The sequence below is a fragment of the Rhizobium sp. C4 genome, from assembly GCF_021026315.1.
Lineage (GTDB): Bacteria > Pseudomonadota > Alphaproteobacteria > Rhizobiales > Rhizobiaceae > Ensifer_A.
On the sequence record NZ_JAJNCX010000003.1, the window covers coordinates 305,679 to 329,506 of the forward strand.

Consider the following 23,828-nt stretch of genomic DNA (forward strand, 5'->3'; position numbering starts at 1 on the left):
CCGTCAGTCCTGTTCTTCGCGCTTGCGCGGCTTGACCAGCGGTTCCGGATTGACCGGACGGGTGTGCAGCATGTCGCGGCCGGCGGTAATCCCTTCCGCAGCCTGGAGAGCGAGACGCGCATAGTCGCGCTCGCGGGTTTCGTCCGCCAGCTCCAGCGCCGTGGTTTCGTCGAGCCCCAGCCCTTCCAGCGTCTTCGCTCCGAATTTCAGGCCGCCCTCGAATGTCTCGCGCTCGCCATAGTCGATGCCGCGCGCCTGCAGGGAGAGAAGATGCACGCGGTCATAGGCGCGCACAAAAAGCCGCGTCTGCGGGAACTCGTCGAGAACGAGATCTACGATCCGGTCGGTGATCTCCATTTTCTGCGTACAGACGGCAACGATCTTCGCCCGCTCGACGCCGGCCGAGCGCAGCACGTCCTTGCGGGTGCCGTCGCCGAAATAGATGCGGAAGCCGAAATTCGCGGCCTGCCGGATACGGTCGGCGGAGTGGTCGATGATCGTCACGTCGCGCCCGCTCGCCAGCAGGACCTGCGCGGCCACCTGTCCGAAACGCGAGAAGCCGATGATCAGCACGTCCGAGCCCGCGCCCTCGAAATCCTCGTCCAGTTCCTCGACCGGACCATCCTTCAGAAGGAAGGTCAGGATCGCCACGCCAAGCGGGGTTGCGGCCATGGTGAGCGTCACGGTGGCAATCAGCAGCGATGCCGTCGAGGCGGGAAACAGGAAGGCCGCAGTGGCGGCCGAGAAGAGCACGAAGCCGAATTCGCCGCCCTGTTGCAGCAGTCCGCCGATCCTGACGGCATCGTTGTGCGACGAGCCGGTGATGCGACAGGCAGCATAGATCGTCACCGCCTTGACGACCATGACGGCCGGAACCGCGATCAGCACGAGCAACCAGTTCTGCTCGATGACCTGAAGATCAAGCGACATGCCGACCGCCATGAAGAACAGGCCGAGCAGAATGCCGCGGAACGGCTCGATATCGGCCTCCAATTCATGGCGGAAGCTCGATTCCGACAGCATGACACCAGCGAGGAACGAGCCCATGGCCATGGAGAGCCCGGCAAGCTCTACCGTCACTGCAGCCGCCATGACGACGAAAAGTGCCGCCGCAATCATGGCCTCCCGTGCGCCGGTGCGGGCAATCACCTGGAAGAGCGGGTTGAGCAGATAGCGCCCGGCGACCAGAACCGCGACGATCACGCCAATCGCCATGACGAAGTTCTGCAGGCGATCGGGTGCCGCCACATCGCCCTGCTGGCGGGCAAGCAGCGGGATCAGCGCCAGAAGCGGCACGATTGCGAGATCCTGAAAAAGCAGGAGCGAGAATGTCCGTTGTCCGTATTTGGTCGACCGGTCGCCATTGTCCTCCAGAATCTGGAGGGCGAAGGCCGTCGAGGAAAGTGCAAGCCCGAAACCGGCAATGAGCGCGCCCTGCCAATCGAGCAAGCCGGTAACGACGCAGATCGCTGAAAGTATTGCACCGCTCAGGCCCACCTGCAGCATTCCGAGACCGAAAATATCCTTGCGCATCTGCCAGAGTCGCGAAGGTTTCAGTTCAAGCCCGATGACGAAGAGCAGGAAGACGACGCCGAGTTCGGCGACGCCCAGGATATCCTCCGCCCCGCGAATGAGATGCATGACCGGCCCGATCACCACGCCGGCTGCGAGATATCCGAGAACCGTGCCAAGCCCGAGCTTCTTGAAAATGGGGGAGGCGACAACCGCACCTCCGAGCAAAATCAGCGCTTCCTCGAACAGGCTATGGGCGTTCGTCATGGCATTCCTACATCGGACAGGTGTGAAACGGGGCGGAAAAGTCGAATCGGCATCGCATGGACTTGATGCTTCAGGAAGGGAACAATAAATGGACCTGAAAGAAAGGACAAATCATGTCATCGACGTCCGATTCGGAAAATCTCCTTTCCCGTGCATCCGAGCTCATTGATCTCGCCCGCGCCGCCGGTGCGGACAAGGCGGATGCCGTGGTCATGCGCTCGCGCTCCTCATCCGTTTCCGTCCGCCTCGGCAAGGTCGAAGGCACGGAATCCTCGGAGAGCGACGACTTCTCGCTGCGCGTCTTCGTCGGCCAGAAGGTCGCGACCGTGTCGGCCAATCCGGGTTTCGACCTGAAGGCGCTGGCCGAACGCGCGGTTGCCATGGCCAGGGTCTCGCCGGAAGACAAGTTCGCCTGCCTCGCCGACGAAAAGGATCTGGCACGCGCCTTCCCCGATCTCGATCTTTTCGACGGGACGGAAGTCAGCGCCGCCGACCTCACCGAAAAGGCGCTTGCGGCAGAAGCGGCAGCGCTGGCCGTCAAGGGGGTGGCAAATTCCGTTGGTGCTGGCGCCTCCGCCGGCATGGGCGGGCTGGTGCTTGCCACCTCGCATGGTTTCTCTGGCGCCTACAAGGCGAGCCGCTTCGGCTTTTCGGTCAGCGTCATTGCCGGCGAAGGCACGGGCATGGAGCGCGACTACGATTATTCGAGCGAGCTTTTCTATTCCGAACTCGAAGACCCGGCAGAGGTCGGCCGCCGCGCTGGTGAACGCGCCGTCAAGCGCCTCAATCCGCGTCAGGTCCCGACCGCCAAGGGCATCACGGTCATCTTCGATCCCCGCGTCTCGCGCGGCATTGCTGGCCATATCGCCGGTGCGATTAACGGCGCATCGGTTGCCCGCAAGACCTCGTTCCTGCGCGACCGCATGGGCAAGCCGGTGCTGAAGGCCGGCCTGTCCGTCACTGATGATCCGCTGATCGTGCGCGGCTCTTCCTCGCGTCCCTTCGATGGCGAGGGCGTGACCGGCGAAAAGCTGACGATGATCGAGGACGGCGTGCTCAAGCACTGGTTCCTCTCGACCTCCACCGGCCGCGAACTCGGCCTGCCGACCAATGGACGCGGCGTGCGCGGCGGCTCGAACGTGACGCCGGCTTCGACCAATTTCGCACTTGAGCCGGGTGATGTTTCGCCCGAAGATCTCATCCGCTCGATCGGTAACGGCTTCTATGTCACGGAAGTCATCGGCCAGGGCGTCAACATGATCACGGGCGAATACAGCCGCGGTGCCTCGGGCTTCTGGATCGAGAATGGCGAATTGACCTTCGCGGTCTCCGAGGTCACGATTGCCTCGAACCTGAAGGACATGTTCATGGCGATGACGCCGGCAAGCGACATCGATCGCAGCTACGGCACGGCCGCGCCGACGATTGCCATCGAGAACATGACGCTGGCAGGCAAATAGGGGAGTTGGGCGGACATGGCGGAGAGCGACGCGGGACAGTGGGACGACGATCTCGAACTGCTCGTCTCTGCCGCGACCGAAGCCGGCGAGGCCGCCATGGGCTATTTCCGCAATTCGCCGGAAACCTGGTGGAAGAACGAGGGCCGCTCGCCCGTCACCGCCGCCGACTATGCCGCCAACGATATCCTGATCGACCGGCTTCGCCTTGCTCGTCCCACCTATGGGTGGCTCTCGGAGGAGACCGAGGATGACGGCGCGCGCCTCGGCTTCGACACGCTCTTCGTCATCGACCCGATCGACGGCACGCGCGCCTTCATGAACGGGCTTTCCACCTGGTGCGTGAGCGCTGCCGTCGTCCATCGCGGACGGCCGGTGGCCGGGGTTCTGGTGGCACCGGCGCTCGGCGAGACGTTTACCGCGGCACATGACGGTGTGGCGCTGAAGAACGGCTTTCCGATTTCGGTTCGCGAACCCTCGTCTGCGGTCGCGATTGCAGCACCTGCGGAAGCCTTCAAGCGCCTCAAGCCCGACTATCTGGCGCGCGCACGGCGCGTCGAGCACATCCCCTCGCTCGCCTACCGGCTTGCCATGATCGCCGATGGCCGCATCGACGCGACCCTCGTCTATCCCCAGTCGCACGACTGGGATCTGGCCGCTGCCGAGCTCATTCTGGAGCGGGCGGGCGGCCGGCTGGCAGGCCTTGATGGCAGCGTGCTCTCCTACAATGCCGCCTCCGTAAAGCACATTGCGCTTTGCGCAGCGCACGAAACCGCGCTTCCGGGCCTATCCAGTGCTGCACAAGCCGCTTTCAGCCATTGACCTTTGCCGTCAAATTTAGCACATCGCTACGCGGAGGAACCTGCGCAACAGGAACGATCCCAGGAGACACCATGTCTGAAGAAACAGGCGGCAAACAGCTACTTCACCTCGTCTTTGGCGGCGAGCTGACGGACCTCGGCGAAATGCAGTTCCGCAATCTCAAGGAACTCGACATCGTCGGCATCTTCCCGGATTACCAGTCGGCACTGACGGCCTGGCGGGGCAAGGCACAGTCGACGGTGGACAATGCGCACATGCGCTACTTCATCGTTCACATGCACCGGCTGCTTGATCCGAACCACAAGGACTGATCGGCGACAGCCGGGCATGAATTCGACAAGGATTGGCGCTACGCGGCAATCCTCGGGCGCTGTCTGGCTGACAGGGGCTCTCACGGAGCCGAAGGCCCTCAGACGGGAAGGACCAGGATGTCAAACACGATGGCGCGTTTCGCACTGTCCGCCTACAAGTGGGCGGGCTTCGCGCTTTTTCCGCTTTTGACGCCCTATCTTGCCGTCCGTTCGGCCAAGGGCAAGGAAGACGCCGCGCGCCGCCGCGAGCGCTTCGGCCATCCGGGCCGCGAGCGTCCTGCAGGCCCGCTGGTGTGGTTTCATGCCGCCAGCGTCGGCGAGACGACCGCCGTCATCCCGCTCATCCGCGAAGTGCGCAAGCGCGACATCCATGTGGTCCTGACGACCGGTACGGTCACGTCGGCCAAGGTCGCGAAGGAACGTCTGGACGAGAGCGTCATCCACCAGTTCGTCCCCCTCGACATCAAGCCTGCCGTCGGCCGCTTCCTCGACTACTGGAAGCCGGATCTCGCCATCATCGCGGAATCGGAAATCTGGCCGGTGACGCTGATGGAGCTCGGCGAGCGCCATATTCCGCAGATCCTCGTCAATGGCCGGCTTTCGGATCGCTCGTTTGCCCGCTGGCGTCGCTATTCGGGTCTTGCCGAAGAACTCTTCCGCAACCTGGCTCTGGTGATTGCCCAGTCCGAGTCCGACGCGGCCAAGTATACGCAACTCGGCGCGCTGCCCGTCACGGTCTCCGGCAACCTCAAGGTCGACAACGATTCTCTGCCCTTCGAGGCTGACGCGCTTGCGCGCTACGAGAGCCAGATCGGCGCCCGCAAGACCTGGGCTGCCATCTCCACCTTCGACAAGGAAGAGGCCGCCGCCGGCCGGGTGCACCAGCGCCTGAAGGCGGCCAACGGCCTCCTGACGATCATCGTGCCGCGCCATCCCGAGCGCGCCGACGAGATCGAGAAGGAATTGAACGAACTGGGCCTCAAGGTCGCCCGCCGCACCCGCAAGGACCCGATCACGCCCGAGACCGATATCCTGCTCGGCGACACGATCGGCGAAATGGGGCTTTATCTGCGCCTGACCGAAATCGCCTTCGTCGGCCGCTCGCTCTATGCCGAGGGCGGGCAGAACCCGATGGAGCCGGCGGCGATCGGCTGCGCGGTTCTGTCCGGCGGCAATGTGCAGAATTTCCGCGACAGCTATCAGCGCCTCGCCGCCAATGGCAGCGCCAAGATCGTCCGCGACGAAGATATCCTGGCCAAGGGCGTGCACTATCTGATGAACAACGACGCCGTTCGCCGCACCATGATCGAGGCCGGCTTCGATACGGTGCAGAGCATGCGCGGCGCGCTGACAGCGACGATGAAGAATCTCGAGCCCTATATCAGCCCGCTCGCCATGAAGGCGCGGCTGGATTCGAAGTGAGGTCGCCAAACCCATGGCCATTGCCGGTATTCTCTTCGACAAGGACGGCACGCTGATCGACTACTTCAAGAGCTGGTCGCCGGTGAACCGCAAGCTGGCCCTGCTGGCTGCGGAGGGCGACCAGGCGCTGGCCGACCATCTGCTGCGCGCGACCGGCATGGACCCGCAGACCGGCCACGTCGTGGCCGACAGCCTGCTGGCCGCCGGTAATACCGAAGAGATCGCCGAAGGCCTCGTGGCCGCCGGCTCGAAGCTTTCCGCCCGGCAACTCGTCGAGGACCTGGACTGGCTGTTTGCCGAGGCGGCGACCAATGCCGTTCCGGTGACCGATCTCGAAGATTTCTTCGGTCGCCTCAAGGCGCGCGGGCTGAAGCTGGGCGTCGCCTCAAGCGACAACGAGCAGTCGATCCGCCGCACCGCCGAGCGCTTCGGCTTCATCGCCTATCTCGACTACATCGCGGGCTATGACAGCGGCCATGGCTGCAAGCCTGAACCCGGCATGGTCTGGGGCTTTGCCGAGGCCACGGGGCTTGAACATGCCGAAATCCTCGTCGTCGGCGACAACAGCCACGACATGATGATGGGCCGCAATGCCGGCGCCGGCATGACCATCGGCGTGCTGACCGGAACCGGCACGCGCGAGAGCCTGGGCCCGCTTTCCGACTACTGTCTCAACGACATCACCGAAATCGAAACGATCATCTGAGCTCTGAGACCTTGCCATTCGTCGGGAATCGCGGTTTTGGTGGGCGATCGGCAAACGGGGAGTGACCATGGTTTCCGAATCCCCGCCCTTCTGGTGGACGAAAATCGGCTGGCAGGCGGCGCTTCTTTGGCCCGCAAGCCTGATCTATGGTGCGATCTCGGGCCGCAACATGCGCCGCGCCCGTCGCGCTCCGGTCGACTGCCCGGTCATCTGCGTCGGCAATTTCACCGTCGGCGGCGCCGGCAAGACGCCGACCGCGATTGCAATCGCCCGTGCCGCTACGGCACTGGGCTACAAGCCCGGCCTGCTAAGCCGGGGCTATTCCGGCCTCATCTCCAGGCCGACGATCGTCGATCCTGATCATCATCGCGCGGTCGATGTCGGGGATGAGCCCCTGCTGCTCGCCCGCGCCGGCCTGACCGTGGTCGCCCGCAACCGGCTCGAAGGTGCAAGGAAACTGATCGCCGAAGGCGCCGATCTCATCATCATGGATGACGGCTTCCAGAGCGCCCGTATCGCCATCGACTATGCCCTTGTCGTGGTGGACGGCAAACGCGGCATCGGCAACGGCCTGGTCGTTCCCTCCGGCCCGATCCGGGCGCCGCTGAAGGAACAGCTGCGCCACGTCACGACGCTCCTGGCCGTTTCAGGCGGCCCGGCGGCCGACCCGTTCATCCGCCGCATGGCGCGCGCCGGCAAGCAGGTGCTGGAAGCAACCGTTGCTCCGGTCAACGGGCGGGATTTCAACGGCAAGAAACTGTTCGCCTTTGCCGGCATTGCCGACCCGACGAAATTCTATGGAAGCCTTGCCGATGTCGGGGCCGAAGTGGTCGCCACGCGTTCGTTCCCCGATCATCACCATTTCGCCGACGACGAACTGCGATCGCTGGTGGTTGATGCAGAACGCGACGGGCTGACGCTCGTCACCACCGCCAAGGACCGTGTTCGCCTGTCAGGCCATCACGGGGCGGCGGATGCGCTCTTGGAGCGCATCAATGTGCTGGAAATCGAGATGATGTTCGATGATCCGGGAGCCCCCGGTCTGATCGTCGAGCAGGCCTTTGCCAATTTCCGGAAGCGCAAGTTTGCGGTCAGTAAACCGAAATAGGTCAGCGGTGCTGGTTGGGCAGCGCGCCAGCGCGCTTTTCCGCTTCCAGCGAGGACGCCGCGTCGCAATAGGCTTCCTGGCGCGCAACGCTCCAGTATTTCATCTCGTCGATCGGGATCTGCTTGCCGGTGATGGCGCAGATCACATAGGAGCCGGGCGACAGGATCTGGAAATCGCCGTCCAGAAAACGGATTCGCGCCTCACGCCCACCGGGTCCTTCAAAGCGGTTCATCCGTTGTCTCCTGAAAAGTTTCGCTAGTGTGCTTCGGCCGCGCATCTGTTCGCCATACCAGACTTGCTGCAGGCGAACAATCCGGACCTCTTCAGCTCCGCCCGAACAGGCGTTCGATGTCGGCAAGCTTCAGTTCTATATAGGTCGGCCGTCCGTGATTGCACTGACCGGAACCCGGCGTCGCCTCCATCTGGCGAAGCAGCGCGTTCATTTCTTCCGGCCGCAGCCGTCGTCCCGACCGCACCGAACCATGGCAGGACAGGGTCGCCGCCAGATGGTCGAGCCGCGAGGCGAGCGTATCCGCCGTGTTCCATTCCGCAATTTCGTCGGCCAATTGCCGGATCAGCCCGCTCGCATCGATCTCGCCGAGCATCGCCGGCGTTTCGCGCACCGCAATCGCGCCCGGACCGAATCGTTCGTAAGCGAGCCCGAACGTGTCGAGCGCCTGGGCATGCTCCATCAGCCGGTCGCAATCCTCTTCCGGGAGATCGACGATCTCGGGGATCAGCAGCGCCTGTGACGGGATGCGCCGCGACCGCATGGCCTCGCGCATCGCTTCGAAGACAAGCCGCTCATGGGCGGCATGCTGGTCGACGATGACAAGCCCGTCTTCCGTCTGCGCGACGATATAGTTCTCATGCAGCTGCGCGCGCGCCGCCCCGAGCTGGAAGCCCGCAGCCGTTGGCAGGGCCTGCGGCGCGGGAGCGGGCTCGCGGTCCGCGACCTCGGCCCGTGCGGACGGCGTGGCAAAGGCCTCAAAGCCGGCCTGCCGCGCTTCCGCAAAACCTGTGGGTTGTTCCTCTCGCAAGGGCCGGAAGGGGGAAGCCTGCTGGCTCCAGCCGGCGTTGGGCGCACGATAGGCTGCGCCACCGCCGAAACTGCTGGCGCCGCTTCCCGGCCGGAACGCCTGCATCATGGCAGCCGCACCGGTGGTCGAGGCGCGTGCGCCATCGCGCTGAAGCGCCTCGCGGATCGCCCCGATCAGCAACCCGCGCACCAGACCCGGATCGCGGAAGCGGACATCGGATTTCGCCGGATGGACGTTCACATCCACAAGCGCCGGATCCATGGTCAGCCAGAGCACGGCGACCGGATACCGGCCCGAAGGCACGGTCTCGGCATATGCGGCGCGCAGCGCCGAGAGCAACTGGCGGTCCTGAACGGGCCTTCCATTGACGAAGAGATACTGATGCGCGCTGTTGCCCCGGTTGAAGGTCGGCACGCCGGCAAAGCCCGAAAGCGCCACGTCCTCGCGCTCGGCATCGATCTCGATCGCATTGTCCTTGAACTCGCGGCCCAGCACCTGGGCGATGCGCGCCAGCCGGTCGTCACCGGCGCCGGCAAACTCGAGCGTCGTGCGGTCCTGGCCCGAGAGCGTGAAGCGGATGCCCGGAAAGGCAATCGCCATGCGCTTGACGACTTCGGTGACGGCCGCGGCCTCTGCCTTCTCCGTCTTGAGGAATTTCAGCCGGGCAGGCGTCGCAAAGAACAGGTCGCGGACTTCCACGACGGTTCCCTTGTTCGCGCCCGCCGGGCGAACGGGCTCCACCTTGCCGCCGGTAATGCGGATTTCCGAGCCGGCCTCGGCGCCTTCCGTGCGGCTGGTGATCTGGACGCGCGCCACCGAGCCGATGGAGGGCAGTGCCTCGCCGCGAAAGCCGAGCGTGCGGATATCGTCGAGCCCGCTGTCGATCTTGGAGGTGCAATGCCGCCGCACAGCCAGTTCGAGGTCGGCCGGTCCCATGCCGGAGCCGTTGTCGATGATGCGCAGGAGGCTTTTTCCGCCGCCGGCCGTGGCGATCTCGATGCGTGTCGCGCCGGCGTCGATGGCGTTCTCGATCAGCTCCTTGGCGGCACTCGCCGGCCGCTCGATCACCTCGCCGGCCGCGATCTGGTTGATGAGCGTTTCTGGCAGCTGTCTGATGGCCATGGTGTCGAGGGGAATCGCCGGTGGTTTGAGATAGGCTTGCTCTTAGCGCAAAACCTTGTTTCTCCAAAGCCGCAAGGCACGGGGAGAACAGACATAAATTGCGGCAGGTCAATTAATGGCCGCACTTCTTAAGTCGTCCTTAAGGTGTTGCTGCCATCGTCTATCCCATTGGAATGAGCGCGTGTTTCCCCCTTTCAGGGTGGGTGTCTGTACATCGTTGCCGGACGAGTACCCGATGATGCCCGCAACGAAAACGCTCCAATCTCACCCCGGCATGATCAGCCAAAAGTCCAGTCAGTGCCTGCGTGCAGGTATAGAGGTCCTTAATGGGTCATGTTGCGCCCATCGGCAGCGACATTGCGAACATCATGTTCGAGACGTGCACCGACGCGCTCGACACGGGCATCGTTGTGTTCTCCAAAAGCGACCACATTCTGGCGGCCAGCCGGAACGCCGGTAATTTCTTTCCCGTCTCCGACGAGTTCCTGAAGCAGGGGACAAGCCTGCGCGCCTTCCTCATCGCTCTGTTCGAGGTTGGGGCTGCCAGATCCTCGTCCTCTTCATTTTCCAGACCGGATCTGTCCCGCGACAAATGGGTTTCCGAGCGCATCGCCGCCATGTGGCACGAGCGCGGGGAACACGAGACGCGCGTCGGTCGCGACCGGGTTCTGTCGCTGACGACGCGGCGGCTGGCGAGCGGCCTCGGCATCCTCATGGCCCGCGATGTCTCCGCACACCGCAAGATGGAAGACCGCTGGCGGGGCGACCTCGAGCGGGTCGCCATGACCGAAGAGATCCTCGACAACCTGCCGTCCATGCTGTTCGTTCTCGACCGCAATCTCAACTATGTGGCCGTCAACAAGGCCTATAGCCGTTTTCATGGTGTCCCGCCGGAAGGCCTGCTGGACCGCCGGCTTGTTGATGTCGTCGATCCGGATCAGGCCAAGCGGCACGAGGCAGAGCTGCGCGACGTGCTGACGACCGGCAAGGCCTTCTCCGGCCGCGAATATGCCGATCACGACGGCGAACAGGTCCTGCTGCTTTCGCAGAGCTTCAGGCTCGGCAATCCCGGCAACTATTTCGTCGTCACCCTGAAGCAGCAGATTTCCGATGTCGGCGAGGGGAGCCATCACGCGCAGGACACTGTCGCTCACCACCCGGACCCAAGGGAAGCCGATCGCCTCTTCGACGAGGTCGAGACGACGCCCGAGCCGGCGTCGACCGGCGCCAGCGCCGTCATCCTGCTCAGCAGCGACCAGCGCTTCGGCGCGGCGCTGAACGAGGCACTGCACGCGTTTCGCTTCGATGCCTGCCATGCGTCGAGCCTTGAGGAGACCCGCGACATCGTTCAGGCCGCGCATGAGGCCGGCCTGGCCGTCGATCTCATCATGGTGGACGAGGCGGATGCCGAACTGTCCGCGCTCGCGCCGCTGGGCATCAGGCTTCTGCCGCTTAGCCGCACGCGGCCGGTCCATTTTGCCGTCGCCGAGGCAGCCGCGGCCGCCACCCACCGCCTGCGATCGGTCTCGGTCGAGATCGATCCGGATTATCTGCCCGAGTTTCCCGAGCCCGGCCGCATTCCCGAGCCGTCGGGCTATGATGTCGACCTGCTGGTCGTCGAGGACAATCCGGTCAATCAAGAGGTCTATGCGCAGATCCTTGGCAATCTCGGCATCAGTTATGAGCTTGCCAGGGACGGTGCCGAGGCGCTGCGCCTGTGGGACATCCTGCGGCCCTCGCTGATCCTGATGGATCTGGAACTGCCCGACATGAGCGGTGTCGACGTCGCCCTGCGCATCCGTGACGCCGAGAGCGGCGATGCTGCGCGTGCCACCATCGTCGGCGTGATGCCCAAGGCCTCGCAGGAAAAGCACGACAGGTGCCTTGCTTCCGGCATGGACGAGACGATCCTGAAGCCGCTGTCCGTCGAGACGCTGGAGGCGCTTTACAAGCGCCATATGCTGGTCCTTCTTGACCGCCACGAAGAAATGGTCGCCAGCTGACCCGCGGCCGAAAACAAAAATGCCGCTCGAACGTGACGCGGGCGGCTATGTATTTTAGCCCGTTATTTGTGACAGTGTCACACTATCCATTTCTTAATCAATTTGCCGCCAAATGATTAATATCAACGTGTTGGGTGCAAAGGTGTCCGGGAGATGGCGGTTTGGTGCAATCTGCAAGCGCAGATGTGATCCTGCAGAGTGAGCAGGCTTCGGGATTCACCGACCCTTTGACGGGTCTCGGGAACCGAAACCGTTTGCGCGAAAAGGTCACCCAGCTTGCCGCCGAGCGCGCCGACGATCCCGCACCCTTCACCATTGGCATTGCCAACCTCGATGGCTTCCGCCCGATCAACGACCTTTTCGGTCGCGACGCCGGCGACGAGATCCTGTGTCAGGTTGCCCATCGCCTCAGCGCCTGCATGCCGAGCGGTGCGATCGTCACGCGCCAGGGCAGCGACGAATTCGCCTTCGTGCTTCCTCTCGTCTTCGAGCGTCATGGGGCCGAGCGGGTCGGCGCCATGTTCAAGGAAGTGCTCTCGGCACCCTACGATCTTGGCGATCGCCACGTCCGGCTTTCCGCCTCCTTCGGCTTTGCCGTCTATCCCTTCGCCGGCGAGGACTTTCCGGATCTCCTGAAGAGCGCGGAAACGGCGCTCTATCGGTCAAAGCGCAAGGGCACGGGCCGCGTGACGGTCTATTCGAGCGAGATTGCCGACGAGATGCGCCGCTCCACGCAGATCGAGCAGGCGCTGCGCAATGCCATCATCGCCGACGAGGTGGACGTCCATTTCCAGCCGATCGTCAATCTGGCAGGCGACGAAGTCGTGGGCTTCGAAGCGCTCGCCCGCTGGACGGATGCCGATCTGGGCTTCGTCTCGCCGGCGGTCTTCGTGCCGCTCGCCGAAGAGCGCGGCTTCATCGACATCCTGACGGAGACGCTGCTGCGCAAGGCGGCGGCGGCGGCGGTCGCCTGGCCGCATGATCTCTTCCTGTCCTTCAACCTTTCGTCGGCGCAGCTGACCGACCTGCGCACCAGCCAGAACGTGATGTCGATCATCAATCGCGTCGGCCTCGATCCACGTCGCCTGGAACTGGAAATCACCGAAACAGCCGTCGTTGCCGATCCGGAAACCGCAGGCAAGATCATCGCCGACCTGCGCGCCGAGGGCGTTCGCATTTCGCTCGACGATTTCGGGACCGGGCAGTCGAGCCTTGGCCGTCTGATGGATTTCAGCTTCGACAAGCTGAAGATCGACCGCGCCTTTGTCAGCCGCATCACCCAGGATCCTGCCGCCGAACACATCATCCGGGCAATCGTTGCCATGTGCGAAGGCCTGGGCCTCGAGGTCGTGGCCGAAGGGGTCGAGGACTTTGCCGAGGCCCTCAAGCTCAAGGCGCTGGGCTGCGGCATGGCGCAGGGCTATTTCTACGGCAAGGCCATGGACCGCAATGCCGTGAAAACCTTCCTCGCCGAAAAATACGTCGATTTCACCGGTCAGTTCGGCCGCGTCTGAACCGTAAGTCAGCAGCCCAAAAAAACAAAAGCCCGGCGAGAAGGCCGGGCTTAGCTGTTATTCTCCACCAATGCCTGCCTCATGAATGGGGCTTGCCGTTGGAGGTTGCGTGCTGCAGTTCTTCGTTGATCGCGTCCTGATGGTAGGACGAGCTGCAGTCAACGTAGTTCTTAATCCGATCGATATCCTGACTGCCGACGCCGCCTCGCAGAGCAAGGCGTTGCGACAGCGGGAACATGTAGATCGTCGCAGACTTGCGATGATGCTCCGTATGCATGTGTTGGCCTTTCACGGTTCGGTTGTGGGTATCACCCGGTCTATGAGGAGAATATAATCGATCCTTCAGCGGAATGCACATGAAATATCCGAAAATTGCAAAAATAATAATCTTTTGCATAAAAAATAAGCACAACACTGTCATGGAAACGATTTTTAAAACGGTGGCGAAATTTTAATCGCGGTTTTAGGTCGATTTTGCACTGTCCGGGCCATTCCCCTAAGCTGTTGAGAATCATCTGTTTCGCGCGCGCAACAGAAAAATCGCGCGTTTCAGCCGTCTTTGTTGCGCTGCAAAACCGAGATTTTTTGCCGATCGGGCGCGGGCGGCGTCAAAACTGGCACGGTCCATGCATGGTATTTGGCGGCCTTTGGCGGCGGCATGAAGCCGGCAGCCTGACCTGTAGCGGTTTCAAGACCGATCACATTTCAAGGATGAGAGAAACACAAATGACCAAGTTTAAGCTCGAGTATATCTGGCTCGATGGTTACAAGCCGGTTCCGAACCTGCGCGGCAAGACGCAGATCAAGGAATTCGACGAATTCCCGACGCTCGAACAGCTTCCGCTTTGGGGCTTTGACGGCTCCTCCACCCAGCAGGCTGAAGGTCACAGCTCCGACTGCGTTCTGAAGCCGGTCGCGATCTATCCGGATCCGGTCCGCACCAACGGTGCGCTCGTCATGTGCGAAGTCATGATGCCCGATGGCGTCACGCCGCATCCGTCGAACGCCCGCGCCACGATCCTCGACGACGAGGGCGCATGGTTCGGCTTCGAACAGGAATATTTCTTCTACAAGGACGGCCGTCCGCTCGGCTTCCCGGAACAGGGCTACCCGGCTCCGCAGGGTCCGTACTACACCGGCGTCGGCTACAAGAACGTTGGTGACATCGCCCGCGAGATCGTCGAAGAGCACCTCGACATCTGCCTCGAAGCCGGCATCAACCACGAAGGCATCAACGCCGAAGTGGCCAAGGGCCAGTGGGAATTCCAGATCTTCGGCAAGGGCTCCAAGCGCGCCGCCGACGAAATCTGGATGGCTCGTTACCTGCTTGAGCGCGTTTGCGAAAAGTATGGCGTCGACGTCGAATATCATTGCAAGCCGCTCGGCGACACCGACTGGAACGGCTCGGGCATGCATTGCAACTTCTCCACCAAGTTCATGCGCGAAGTTGGCGGCAAGGAGTATTTCGAAGCCCTGATGGCCCAGTTCGCAAAGAACTGGAAGGAACACATCGACGTTTACGGTCCGGACAACGACAAGCGCCTGACCGGCAAGCACGAAACGGCTCCGTGGAACAAGTTCTCCTACGGCGTTGCCGACCGTGGCGCCTCGATCCGCGTTCCGCACTCGTTCGTCAAGAACGACTACCGCGGCTACCTGGAAGACCGTCGCCCGAACTCGCAAGGGGACCCCTACCAGATCGCTTCGCGCGTTCTGCAGACCATTGCTGAAGTTCCGCTCAAGGCTTCCGCTGCAGCCTGAGACTTCAGTCCCTTCTCGTCATGAGGGGAACAATCAGCCGGGGCAGGCAACTGCTCCGGCTTTTTCATGCCTGCCTTCCGGGTCCTGTCACGTCTCCGCGGGCGCCCGCCCATCGATCCATCACGCGCGCTGATGGCCCTGTCAGTGAAATTTGCTTACGCAGAACGACCGTTTGGCGTAGGAGGTTGAACGCACAACCGGAGACGAGGCATGAGACCGCGCGAAATTCTTCTGGCGCTTTTCGTCGTCATCGCCTGGGGCGTCAATTTCGTGATCATCCAGGTCGGGCTCGGCACGATGCCGCCGCTGCTGCTCGCGGCGCTCAGATTTGCCGTCGCCGCACTTCCGGCGATCTTCATTCCACGTCCCGCAGTGCCGTGGCCGCGCTTCATCTTCATCGGCCTGGTTCTCTTCACCGGCCAGTTCGGGCTTCTCTTCCTGGGCATGAAGGTCGGCATGCCGGCAGGGCTTGCCTCGGTCGTCATCCAGTCGCAGGCGTTCCTGACCGGTCCGATCGCAGCTGTTGTCCTTGGCGAAAGGGTGAGCCCGCGTCAGATGGGCGGCACGGCCATTGCCCTGATTGGCCTTGCTGCCATCGCGTCAACCGCCGGCGGGGGAGGGGTGACACTCGTCGGCCTGCTTCTGTGCCTCGGCGCCGCCCTTTGCTGGGCGATTGGCAACGTGGCGCTGCGCGGCGCGGGCAAGATCGACATGTTCGCCATGGTGACATGGCTCAGCATCATTCCGCCGCTGCCGCTGCTCGCCCTGTCGTTCCTGTTCGAGGGGCCTCAGGCGATCGAGGCGGCCGTCCTTCACATGGGCTGGGTCGGCATCGGCGCGGTTGCCTATATCGCCATCATCTCGACCAATATCGGCTATGGCATCTGGGCCCATCTGCTGAAGCTTTATCCGGCAGCCCAGGTCGCGCCATTCTCGCTGCTGGTGCCCATCGTCGGCATCATTTCGGCGGCCCTGCTGCTTGGCGAACAGTTCGGGCCCGTCCGCCTTGCCGGCATGGTTCTCGTCTTCGCCGGTCTGATCGTCGCCGTCTTCCCGTTCGGCAGGTTCAGGTCGCGGACCGCGGGCTAGGAGCGCCGCCTTCAGACGGCGCTCTGGCCGGTCGCTCTCAGTCCCACTTGAAGTCGGGCTCGAAGCGGCCGTTCACCTTGATGCCGAGATCGAAGGTGAAACCTGCCTGCGGCTCGGAGGCGAGCCGGGCTTCGTCCATGCCTTCCGCAGCACTTGTGACCATCAGGCGGTCGGCGTTCTGGCCGATGAAGGCCGGGCAGGAGGTTTGCGGCGTCGGCAGCTTGTAGATCGCAAGCTTGCGGCCCGACGGGTCGAACTGGTGAACGCTGCCACCATCCCAATGCGCGCTCCAGACATTGCCGTCCGCATCGCAGACCGCACCATCGGCAGAGCCTTCTCCCTCGCGCTCGTCGGAAAACACGCGCGGCTCGCCGGCGGGCAGACCCGTCTTCGGATCGACGGCAACGCTCTTGATGATGTTCTCCATCGTGTCGACGAAATAGGCCGTTGCGCCATCCGGCGAGAAGCAGATGCTGTTCGGGATGGAAATTCCCGAATAGAGCTTCGTCACCTTGCGGCCGGCCACATGGTAGATCGAGCCCGCGCCCTTGCGGCCTTCGCCGGTCTTGGTCATCGTACCGAACCACAGCGCACCGCTCTGGTGCACGCGCCCGTCGTTGGAGCGCATGTTCGGCTGGTCGGCCTCGATCTCGAGAACAAGTTCGGTCGCGCCCGTCTCGCGGTCGCGGATATAGATGCCGTTTTCGGAAACCAGCGCCTGACGCCGGTCATCGATGCGGGCCAGCACCGAGCACATGGCCGGCAGGCTGTGCACTTGCTTGGCTCCGGTGGACAGCTCCAGCTCGTGGAGTTCCCTGTCGACGATGTTGAACCAGTAGGCCGTATCGGTTGCCCGGTCATAGGCTGGACCTTCGCCAAGGTGAAGATTGGTCTTGCAGAGGGCATGGCCCTTGAATTCGTGCGTTTTCATGCGTTGGACGCTCCAAAGACGGCATCATAGGCGGCAATCGTCGCGCGGGCGCGCAATTGCACTTCCTGCGCCTTCATGCCGGGCTTGTAGATGCTGGAGCCGAGGCCGAAGGCCTTGATGCCCACCTTGGCATATTCGCCGAAGTTCTTGTCGGAGACACCGCCAACGGCCGCAATCATCAGGTCGGCAGGCAGCACCGCCCGGATCGCGTTGATACCGTCGGGGCCAAGAACCGAGGCCGGGAAAAACTTGAGGCCCGTCGCGCCTGCGCGCGCAGCGGCGAGCGCTTCCGTTGCGGTAAAGACGCCCGGCAGCGTGACCATGCCGAGATCGACGGCGCGCGTCAGCACCGGAACGTCGACATTGGGGCTGACGAAGAGACGTCCGCCGGCATCATGCAGCTGGTTGACATCGCCCACCGTCAGGATGGTTCCGGCGCCGATGAGCGCGGAGGACGGCGCATGGCGTGCCGCGATCTCGATCGACTTGAACGGCTCCGGCGAGTTCAGCGGAATTTCGATGGCCTCGAAGCCTTCATCGAGAAGGACGCCGACAATGTCCTGCGCCTCCTCGGGCTTCAGGCCGCGCAGGATGGCGACCAGCGGATAGCGGATCGGCGGAAACGGAACCGGGACGGGCATGTGCCTTCACTCCTAGAATTTCAGATGAGATGTTCAGGACCAGATTTGACGGGCGGCTGTCGACAGCCCCTTGCGGACGGCGTCATCGGCATCAATGCTTTCAAAAGCGATATCGATCGTCTTGAAGGCGCTTTCATACAATGCGCGCATCGCGCCGGAGGCGACAAGTCGGACTTTGTGCCGGTTGTCGCTGCCTGTCGCGCCACCGATTTCCGCGCCGATCAGCGTGCCGGAAATGTGGGCAAGCGCCGCTGCCGGCGTTGCACCGTTCAGAAGCTGGCCGGAACGGGCGGCAAACAGCTGGCTGGTGATCCGGCCCGGCTGGGCAAAGGCTGCGCGCACGGCATCCTTGAACGACGGACTGTCGGCGCCTTCAGGCACCGTCCTGTCGGGGGCGGCAAGAATCGTGTGCTTGCTGATCGCGTCATAGAGTTCGCCGGTCATGTAGGTCGAGAAACTCTCCACCCGACCCTGGTCGATCGTCACCCATTTGGAATGCGTGCCCGGCATGCAGACCAGCGAGCGCTCGGTCAGCGCGCTGGCGGCGCCTAGCAGCTGCGTCTCCTCGCCGCGCATGACGTCCGGACGGCCGGCGAAACGCTGGCAGAGGCCGGGCAGGATGCGAATGTCGCGCTTGATGCCGGGGGCGGCAATGGCGCCCTGGCTGATCGCGGTCAGCTCCGCCGGTGTCTCCACATAGCCGGCTTCGGCCCATCCGCCACGCGCGCCGGCCATGCCGCAGATGAGAATGGGTCTGTCCGCCGGTGCTTTCGCGGCCTTCAGATGCCTCAGGAGGACGTTGGCGAAACCCTCGCGGGCCGCAAACAGCATGCCGTCGCCACCGCGGCTTTCGGAAAGCACGTTGGCGTCGTGGTCGAGAACCCAAAGCCGGAAGGAGGATGTCCCCCAGTCGACAGCAATCAGGGCAGGTTCAGTCATCAAAAAACGCCTCCGTCGACGATGATGGATTGCGCCGTCATCGCAGCCGATTGCGACGAGGCGAGGAAAAGGCAGGGGCCGACCATGTCGATCGCTTCGAGCGGCCGCTTCAGGCATTGCCGGTCGGCGACGAAACGGGCGACGCCCTCATCGGTCAGCCAGAGCTTCTTCTGCCGCTCGGTCACCACCATGCCCGGCAGGACCGCGTTGACGCGGATGCCCGAAGGGCCGAAGCGGCCGGCGAGCGTCTTGGTCAGCCCGATGATCCCGGCCTTGGCTGCGCCATAGGCCGGCAGATCGCCCATGTTGAGCAGGTAGGCAATCGAGGAGAAGTTGACGATCGCGGCGCCCGACGCCTTTTCGAGATAGGGCACCGCAGCCTGCGTCACGAACATCAGCGGCTTGAGATTGACCGCCTGGCTCGCATCCCATTCCGCTTCGCTGATGGTCGCCGGATCGTGACGGTCGTCGCGCGCTGCATTGTTGACGAGGATCTTGATCCCGCCCAGCAGTTCGGCGGCCCGGCGCACGGCCGCCTGCGCTTCGGATACGCGCGACAGATCGGCCTGAATGAACTGCGGGACATGCGCTGCATCCTCAAGCGAACGCACCAGCGCAGCCCCTGCCGCGTCGTCGATATCGATAAAGGCGGTGCGCGCACCCTGGCGGGCAAAGCCGGCAACAAGGCTCGCGCCGATGCCGCTTGCGCCCCCGGTGACGAGAACCGGCGCATCCCGCAAGCAGGCATATTCCACGGAGACCGGCTGCATCCATCCTCCCAGATCCGCGTCCTGGTCACGACGTGGCAGGGCGTGACAGCGCGGCTGTTGTTCCATTATTTGGAACTATGTTTGACTATTCGGAATAATCGGGCTTATCCTGATTGTCGTCAAGTCATTTTGAATTCCCTTGCGAGGCAGAAGCCGTGGGCGCACACGATACCGGAACCCTGGGCAAGGCCATGGCCATCCTTGATGTGGTGGCGCGCTCCCCGTCGCCGATGCGCTTCTCCGATCTTCTGGCCGCCACGGGAGAGCCGCGGGGCACGCTTCACCGGCGGCTGCATCAGATGCTGGAGGAAGGCCTGCTGGAAACCGGCAGCGACGGACGCTACAGTCTGGGCTTGAGGCTCATGCAGTTTGCCTCCGTCGCATGGGCACGCAATGATCTCAGGACCATCGTCCGACCGCATCTCGAGGCCTTGCGCGAGAAGGTCGGCGAAACGGTGCATTTCGGGGTGCTCAATGGTGTCGAGATCGCCTATCTCGACAAGGTCGAGGCCCTGCAGAATGTCCGCATGCATTCCCGCGTCGGCGCAGTTTCGCCGGTCTATTGCACGGGGATCGGAAAGGCGGCGCTGGCGCTCCTCGACGACCGTATTTTAGCAGAATTGCTGCCTAACATAAGCTTCAGGCAATTTACGCAGACAACAATAAGGGACGGTGATCAATTGCTTGCGGCTGTGAGGAGCGTGCGTCAACAAGGTGTGGCCTACGATCTTGAAGAGCACGAGCCGGGAATTTGCTGTATTGCTGTCGGAATAGCAGCTGGAGAAAAGGCCTGCGGGGTTTCCATCACCGCGCCGGCCTATCGGGCTGACAGGCAGCGCCTTGATTCGTGGCGCGAAGACCTGGTCGATGCGGCAAGACGAATCGAGCTTGAATTGTTTGCGCGACTGGGTCCCGGGGGGCGATCCGTTGCGTAGCGTCGGGGATGCAATAAGAGAACAACATGAAAGTGTGGTTCATCGTAAGGTCGGATGACTTTGGATTGAACTCGACAACGAATTGGCTTGAGTCAAGTTTATGATGTGCTAATTCAGAAATTGATCGATTGACTTTCTCTATCGTATTGATGTCGATGGTCGCTCTGATTTGCGTAATGTTCATCTTTGCGGATGATGAGCCCAGTGAAAGGTATTGTCTTGCGGCAAGCATTGTTCACAGAGCGAGATATCGCTGAATTGTGGAAGGCAGGCGCCAGGTTTGAGCTGGAGTTCTCAGAGCTGAGAACCCAGTTCGATGTGTTTCGCGCACTCAAGCGTGTGACGGCCGACTTCGGCTGGCGTGCTTTCATGGTCATGCGGATGCCGCGCGATCTTGAAGACATCACGCTTTCGGCGCTCTCCATCATCTGTAGCTGGCCGGCGGAACTGGTCAACCGTTATGATGAGCTCGGTCTGCTGAAGCGCAGCCCGATCCTGGCGCGTCTGCGCAAATCGGTCACGCCGTTTCGCTTCGACATGACGACAATCCCCGAGGCCGAGATGCAGGGGGCCGTCGGATCGGCTGTCGCGCTGTTCGGCAGCTTCAACATGTCGAGGGGCCTCTATCTGCCCGTTCATGACGTGCTGGGCAATCGCGCGGCGGTCATGCTGTCGGGCGACCGCGAACCCGCGGAAATCAACGAAATGCTGCAACTTTCGATGATCGCGACGCTTCTCTATGAACGCATCTCGCAGCTTCAATATGCCGACGAGAAGCCGACGGAAGAGCTGAGCGAACGCGAAGTCGAATGCCTCATCCTTACCTCGGCCGGGCGCACAAGCGCAGAAATCTCGGAAATCCTGGGTGTCTCCGAACACTCGGTGAACCACTACCTCAACCGGGCCGCCAAGAAGCTGGGAACATCCAACCGCACCCAGGCCGTGGCGAAAGCCCTGAGGATCGGCCTGATCCGCTGAGGCGCTTCCGCATCAGATTTACGTGGATATTGTTGGGCCGCTTGCGCTAATGACATTGGTAGGTTTCCATGCGGCGCTTATATAGGGCGCCGTAATCATCGGAAGGCGCCATGAGTTCAATCGATAGCCCGCTGAAAGTCTCCATTGTCGCGCCCTGCTATAATGAAGAGGAAGTGATCGAGGAATTCGCTCGGCGTTCTCTCGCCGCCGGCCGTGCGGCAGCAGGCGACAGTTTCGAGCTCGTTCTGGTCGATGACGGTTCCCGCGATACCACCTGGTCGAAGATCGAGGCCATGTCGAGCCAGAACCCCGAGATCGTCGGCGTGCGGCTGATGCGCAACCATGGTCACGAGCTTGCGTCGACCGCCGGCATTGCCTCCTCGCGCGGTGCCCGCGTCCTCCTGATCGATGCAGACCTTCAGGATCCGCCGGAACTGCTGAGCGAGATGATGACGATCATGGATCGCGGCGCCGACGTCGTGTATGGCCAGCGCGGCATCCGCAAGGGCGAGAGCTGGATGAAGCTGACGACGGCGGCGGTGTTCTACCGGCTGCTCCGCTGGCTTGCGAGCGTCGACATTCCCTCCGACACCGGCGATTTCCGCCTCATGACACGGCGTGTGGCCGAGCTTCTTCTCTGCATGCCGGAGCGCGACCGCTTCCTGCGCGGCATGATCAGCTGGATCGGCGGCCGTCAGGTCCCGATCATCTACGAGCGTGACGAACGCCATGCCGGGACGACAAAATACTCCTATTCCAAGCTGCTGCGTCTGGCGCTCGATGCCATCACCGGCTTTTCGGCGCGCCCCTTGCGCATTGCGTCCTGGGCCGGGGTAATCACCGCCTTCATCGCCATGGCGCTGCTCGCCTACACATTCTACAGTTTCGAAGCCGGCTGGGCCGTCACCGGCTGGTCGAGCACCATGGTGGCCATCACCGTGTTCAGCGCCGTGCAGCTGATAACCCTCGGCATTCTCGGCGAATATGTCGGACGCCTCGTCCAGCAGAGCAAGGGCCGCCCCCTCTTCATGGTCGATCGCATGGTGCGCGGCGGCGAGGACGTGCCGCCGGTCGATAGCCCCGATAGGCGGCCCAGAACCGGTCCTTACCCTTGATCCTGCGATCCCTGCTTGCCGGAAAGCCTGCGCTACCTTAAATGAGGCCCCGAAATGCGGCCGTTCACAAGGACGGCGCGGGCAAGTGCAAGGAGAATGCGATGTCGGCAGAACTTTCAGCAAGCGTCCTCGACAAGCTGAAAACGCTGCAAATGCCGGGCACGGGAAAAGACGTCGTCAGCCTTGGGCTGGTGTCGGATGTCTTCGTGTCGCAGGGCAAGGCCTATTTCTCCATTTCCGTTCCATCCGAATCCGCAAACAGCCTCGAGCCCCTGCGCGAGCAGGCCGCCGCCCTCGCGGCTTCTGTTCCGGGCATCACGGCCGCGACTGTCGTGCTGACTGCTGACCGCAAGGCCGGCGCGCCCACGCCGCCGCCGCAGGCGCAACGCCCGGCACATACGCATGCGCAGCCACGCGCGGTAGCCAAGCAGGCGATCCCCGGCATTGGCGCTATCGTCGCTGTCGCCTCCGGCAAGGGCGGCGTCGGCAAGTCGACGACCGCGGTCAATCTCGCACTCGCCTTCCAGGCCAACGGCCTGCGCGCCGCGGTTCTGGACGCCGACATCTATGGCCCGTCGCTGCCGCGCCTGATGAACATTTCCGGCCGGCCGCAGCAGATTGACGGTCGCCTGATCCGCCCGATGGAAAACTACGGCATGAAGGTCATGTCGATGGGCTTCCTCGTTGATGAGGGCACGGCCATGATCTGGCGCGGTCCCATGATCCAGTCGGCGCTCCTGCAGATGCTGCGCGAAGTCGCCTGGGGCGATCTCGACGTTCTGGTCATCGACATGCCGCCGGGCACCGGCGACGTGCAGCTGACGCTTGCCCAGCAGGCGGCGCTTGCCGGCGCGGTCATCGTCTCGACGCCGCAGGACCTTGCGCTCATCGACGCCCGCAAGGCCGTCAACATGTTCAACAAGGTCGAGGTGCCGATCCTCGGCATCGTTGAAAACATGAGCCATTTCGTCTGCCCCAATTGCGGCACGACCCACGATATCTTCGGCCACGGCGGTGCGAAGGCGGAGGCGACCAAGATCGGCGCGCCGTTCCTCGGCGAAATTCCGCTCGACATGGAGATCCGCCTGAATTCCGATGCCGGCACGCCCGTTGTCGTCAGCCATCCCGATGGCCCTCATGCCAAGGCCTATCGCGACATCGCCCGCAAGGTCTGGGAAGGGATCGAAGGCCGCGCAGCCCCGGCATTCCCGGAGATTTCCTTTGAATGATGCGGGCGAGACCTGTTGCCCCAGCGACGGTACGCCACAGGTGCACATCTCTGAAAAGCCGGATTTTCGTCAAATTTCCGCTTGGAATCTTAACCGGCCTGTGGTTTGAATGCAGCGCAGCAGGAGCCTTCCCGGGGTGGTTACGGAAACCCGCCT

22 protein-coding genes are annotated in these 23,828 nt (G+C 62.8%); 14 read left to right on the top strand and 8 right to left on the bottom strand.

Annotated elements, in window-relative coordinates:
* Positions 1-3: 3 nt before the first annotated feature.
* Entirely contained in the window at positions 4-1,779 is a 1,776-nt protein-coding gene (locus LQK84_RS07880) for a monovalent cation:proton antiporter-2 (CPA2) family protein (RefSeq protein WP_230828140.1), read from the bottom strand.
* A 113-nt stretch (positions 1,780-1,892) separates the two neighbouring features.
* Between LQK84_RS07880 and LQK84_RS07885 the strand changes: the two genes are divergently transcribed.
* The 6 genes from LQK84_RS07885 (at position 1,893) to lpxK (ending at position 7,605) form a co-directional block, all read left to right on the top strand.
* Positions 1,893-3,239: a TldD/PmbA family protein gene (locus LQK84_RS07885; protein WP_230828141.1), complete on the top strand. Its 1,347-nt coding sequence runs from the start codon at positions 1,893-1,895 to the stop codon at positions 3,237-3,239.
* 15 nt (positions 3,240-3,254) lie between these two features.
* Positions 3,255-4,058: a 3'(2'),5'-bisphosphate nucleotidase CysQ gene (locus LQK84_RS07890; RefSeq protein ID WP_230828142.1), complete on the top strand. Its 804-nt coding sequence runs from the start codon at positions 3,255-3,257 to the stop codon at positions 4,056-4,058.
* A 71-nt stretch (positions 4,059-4,129) separates the two neighbouring features.
* A complete protein-coding gene (locus LQK84_RS07895) occupies positions 4,130-4,369 on the top strand; it encodes a DUF4170 domain-containing protein (RefSeq protein WP_230828143.1) in 240 nt (79 codons plus the stop codon).
* Between the two features lie 117 nt (positions 4,370-4,486).
* Positions 4,487-5,791, top strand: a complete 1,305-nt coding sequence (waaA, locus tag LQK84_RS07900) for a lipid IV(A) 3-deoxy-D-manno-octulosonic acid transferase (protein ID WP_230828144.1) — start codon at positions 4,487-4,489, stop codon at positions 5,789-5,791.
* A 13-nt stretch (positions 5,792-5,804) separates the two neighbouring features.
* Complete coding sequence (locus LQK84_RS07905) at positions 5,805-6,497, top strand: HAD family hydrolase (RefSeq protein WP_230828145.1); 693 nt, start codon at positions 5,805-5,807, stop codon at positions 6,495-6,497.
* Between the two features lie 67 nt (positions 6,498-6,564).
* Positions 6,565-7,605 carry a tetraacyldisaccharide 4'-kinase gene (lpxK, locus tag LQK84_RS07910; protein ID WP_230828146.1) on the top strand — a complete coding sequence of 347 codons (1,041 nt, stop codon included), beginning with the start codon at positions 6,565-6,567 and terminating at the stop codon, positions 7,603-7,605.
* A gap of 1 nt (position 7,606) precedes the next feature.
* On the opposite strand, the gene LQK84_RS07915 is transcribed toward lpxK, so the two are convergent.
* On the bottom strand, positions 7,607-7,837 hold the full coding sequence (locus tag LQK84_RS07915) for a DUF2093 domain-containing protein (RefSeq protein WP_230828147.1): 231 nt from the start codon (positions 7,835-7,837) through the stop codon (positions 7,607-7,609).
* A gap of 91 nt (positions 7,838-7,928) precedes the next feature.
* Positions 7,929-9,767: a DNA mismatch repair endonuclease MutL gene (gene mutL / locus LQK84_RS07920; RefSeq protein ID WP_230828148.1), complete on the bottom strand. Its 1,839-nt coding sequence runs from the start codon at positions 9,765-9,767 to the stop codon at positions 7,929-7,931.
* A 326-nt stretch (positions 9,768-10,093) separates the two neighbouring features.
* Here mutL and LQK84_RS07925 point away from each other — a divergent pair, with 326 nt between their 5' ends.
* Both LQK84_RS07925 and LQK84_RS07930 read left to right on the top strand, forming a co-directional pair.
* Positions 10,094-11,770, top strand: a complete 1,677-nt coding sequence (locus tag LQK84_RS07925) for a response regulator (RefSeq protein WP_230828149.1) — start codon at positions 10,094-10,096, stop codon at positions 11,768-11,770.
* 161 nt (positions 11,771-11,931) lie between these two features.
* Positions 11,932-13,284 carry an EAL domain-containing protein gene (locus tag LQK84_RS07930; protein ID WP_269071880.1) on the top strand — a complete coding sequence of 451 codons (1,353 nt, stop codon included), beginning with the start codon at positions 11,932-11,934 and terminating at the stop codon, positions 13,282-13,284.
* Positions 13,285-13,363: 79 nt separating this feature from the next.
* Here LQK84_RS07930 and LQK84_RS07935 read toward each other — a convergent pair whose 3' ends face one another.
* Positions 13,364-13,561 (bottom strand): DUF2735 domain-containing protein, encoded by a 198-nt coding sequence (locus LQK84_RS07935; RefSeq protein WP_230828151.1) that lies wholly within the window; start codon positions 13,559-13,561, stop codon positions 13,364-13,366.
* Positions 13,562-14,010: 449 nt separating this feature from the next.
* On the opposite strand from LQK84_RS07935, the gene LQK84_RS07940 reads away from it, so the two are divergent.
* The gene (locus tag LQK84_RS07940; protein WP_230828152.1) at positions 14,011-15,045 is read left to right on the top strand and encodes a glutamine synthetase beta-grasp domain-containing protein; all 1,035 of its coding nucleotides are present in this window, start codon (positions 14,011-14,013) and stop codon (positions 15,043-15,045) included.
* A 210-nt stretch (positions 15,046-15,255) separates the two neighbouring features.
* Positions 15,256-16,134, top strand: a complete 879-nt coding sequence (locus LQK84_RS07945) for an EamA family transporter (RefSeq protein ID WP_230828153.1) — start codon at positions 15,256-15,258, stop codon at positions 16,132-16,134.
* Positions 16,135-16,171: 37 nt separating this feature from the next.
* Here LQK84_RS07945 and LQK84_RS07950 read toward each other — a convergent pair whose 3' ends face one another.
* From LQK84_RS07950 to LQK84_RS07965, 4 genes are read right to left on the bottom strand one after another with little or no spacing between them, the layout of a single operon-like run.
* Complete coding sequence (locus LQK84_RS07950) at positions 16,172-17,065, bottom strand: SMP-30/gluconolactonase/LRE family protein (RefSeq protein ID WP_230828154.1); 894 nt, start codon at positions 17,063-17,065, stop codon at positions 16,172-16,174.
* Positions 17,062-17,706: a 2-dehydro-3-deoxy-6-phosphogalactonate aldolase gene (locus LQK84_RS07955; RefSeq protein WP_230828155.1), complete on the bottom strand. Its 645-nt coding sequence runs from the start codon at positions 17,704-17,706 to the stop codon at positions 17,062-17,064. The genes LQK84_RS07950 and LQK84_RS07955 overlap by 4 nt, the downstream gene beginning before the upstream one ends.
* A 33-nt stretch (positions 17,707-17,739) precedes the next feature.
* Complete coding sequence (locus LQK84_RS07960) at positions 17,740-18,645, bottom strand: 2-dehydro-3-deoxygalactonokinase (RefSeq protein ID WP_230828156.1); 906 nt, start codon at positions 18,643-18,645, stop codon at positions 17,740-17,742.
* On the bottom strand, positions 18,645-19,415 hold the full coding sequence (locus LQK84_RS07965; protein ID WP_230828157.1) for an SDR family NAD(P)-dependent oxidoreductase: 771 nt from the start codon (positions 19,413-19,415) through the stop codon (positions 18,645-18,647). Before LQK84_RS07965 ends, LQK84_RS07960 begins: the two co-directional genes overlap by 1 nt.
* A 155-nt stretch (positions 19,416-19,570) precedes the next feature.
* Between LQK84_RS07965 and LQK84_RS07970 the strand changes: the two genes are divergently transcribed.
* From LQK84_RS07970 to LQK84_RS07985, 4 genes are all read left to right on the top strand, one after another.
* Complete coding sequence (locus tag LQK84_RS07970) at positions 19,571-20,350, top strand: IclR family transcriptional regulator (RefSeq protein ID WP_442966918.1); 780 nt, start codon at positions 19,571-19,573, stop codon at positions 20,348-20,350.
* Between the two features lie 318 nt (positions 20,351-20,668).
* Positions 20,669-21,328 carry a helix-turn-helix transcriptional regulator gene (locus LQK84_RS07975; RefSeq protein WP_230828159.1) on the top strand — a complete coding sequence of 220 codons (660 nt, stop codon included), beginning with the start codon at positions 20,669-20,671 and terminating at the stop codon, positions 21,326-21,328.
* A 110-nt stretch (positions 21,329-21,438) separates the two neighbouring features.
* The gene (locus LQK84_RS07980; RefSeq protein WP_230828160.1) at positions 21,439-22,443 is read left to right on the top strand and encodes a glycosyltransferase family 2 protein; all 1,005 of its coding nucleotides are present in this window, start codon (positions 21,439-21,441) and stop codon (positions 22,441-22,443) included.
* A gap of 101 nt (positions 22,444-22,544) precedes the next feature.
* The gene (locus tag LQK84_RS07985) at positions 22,545-23,672 is read left to right on the top strand and encodes an Mrp/NBP35 family ATP-binding protein (protein WP_230828161.1); all 1,128 of its coding nucleotides are present in this window, start codon (positions 22,545-22,547) and stop codon (positions 23,670-23,672) included.
* Positions 23,673-23,828 lie beyond the last annotated feature (156 nt).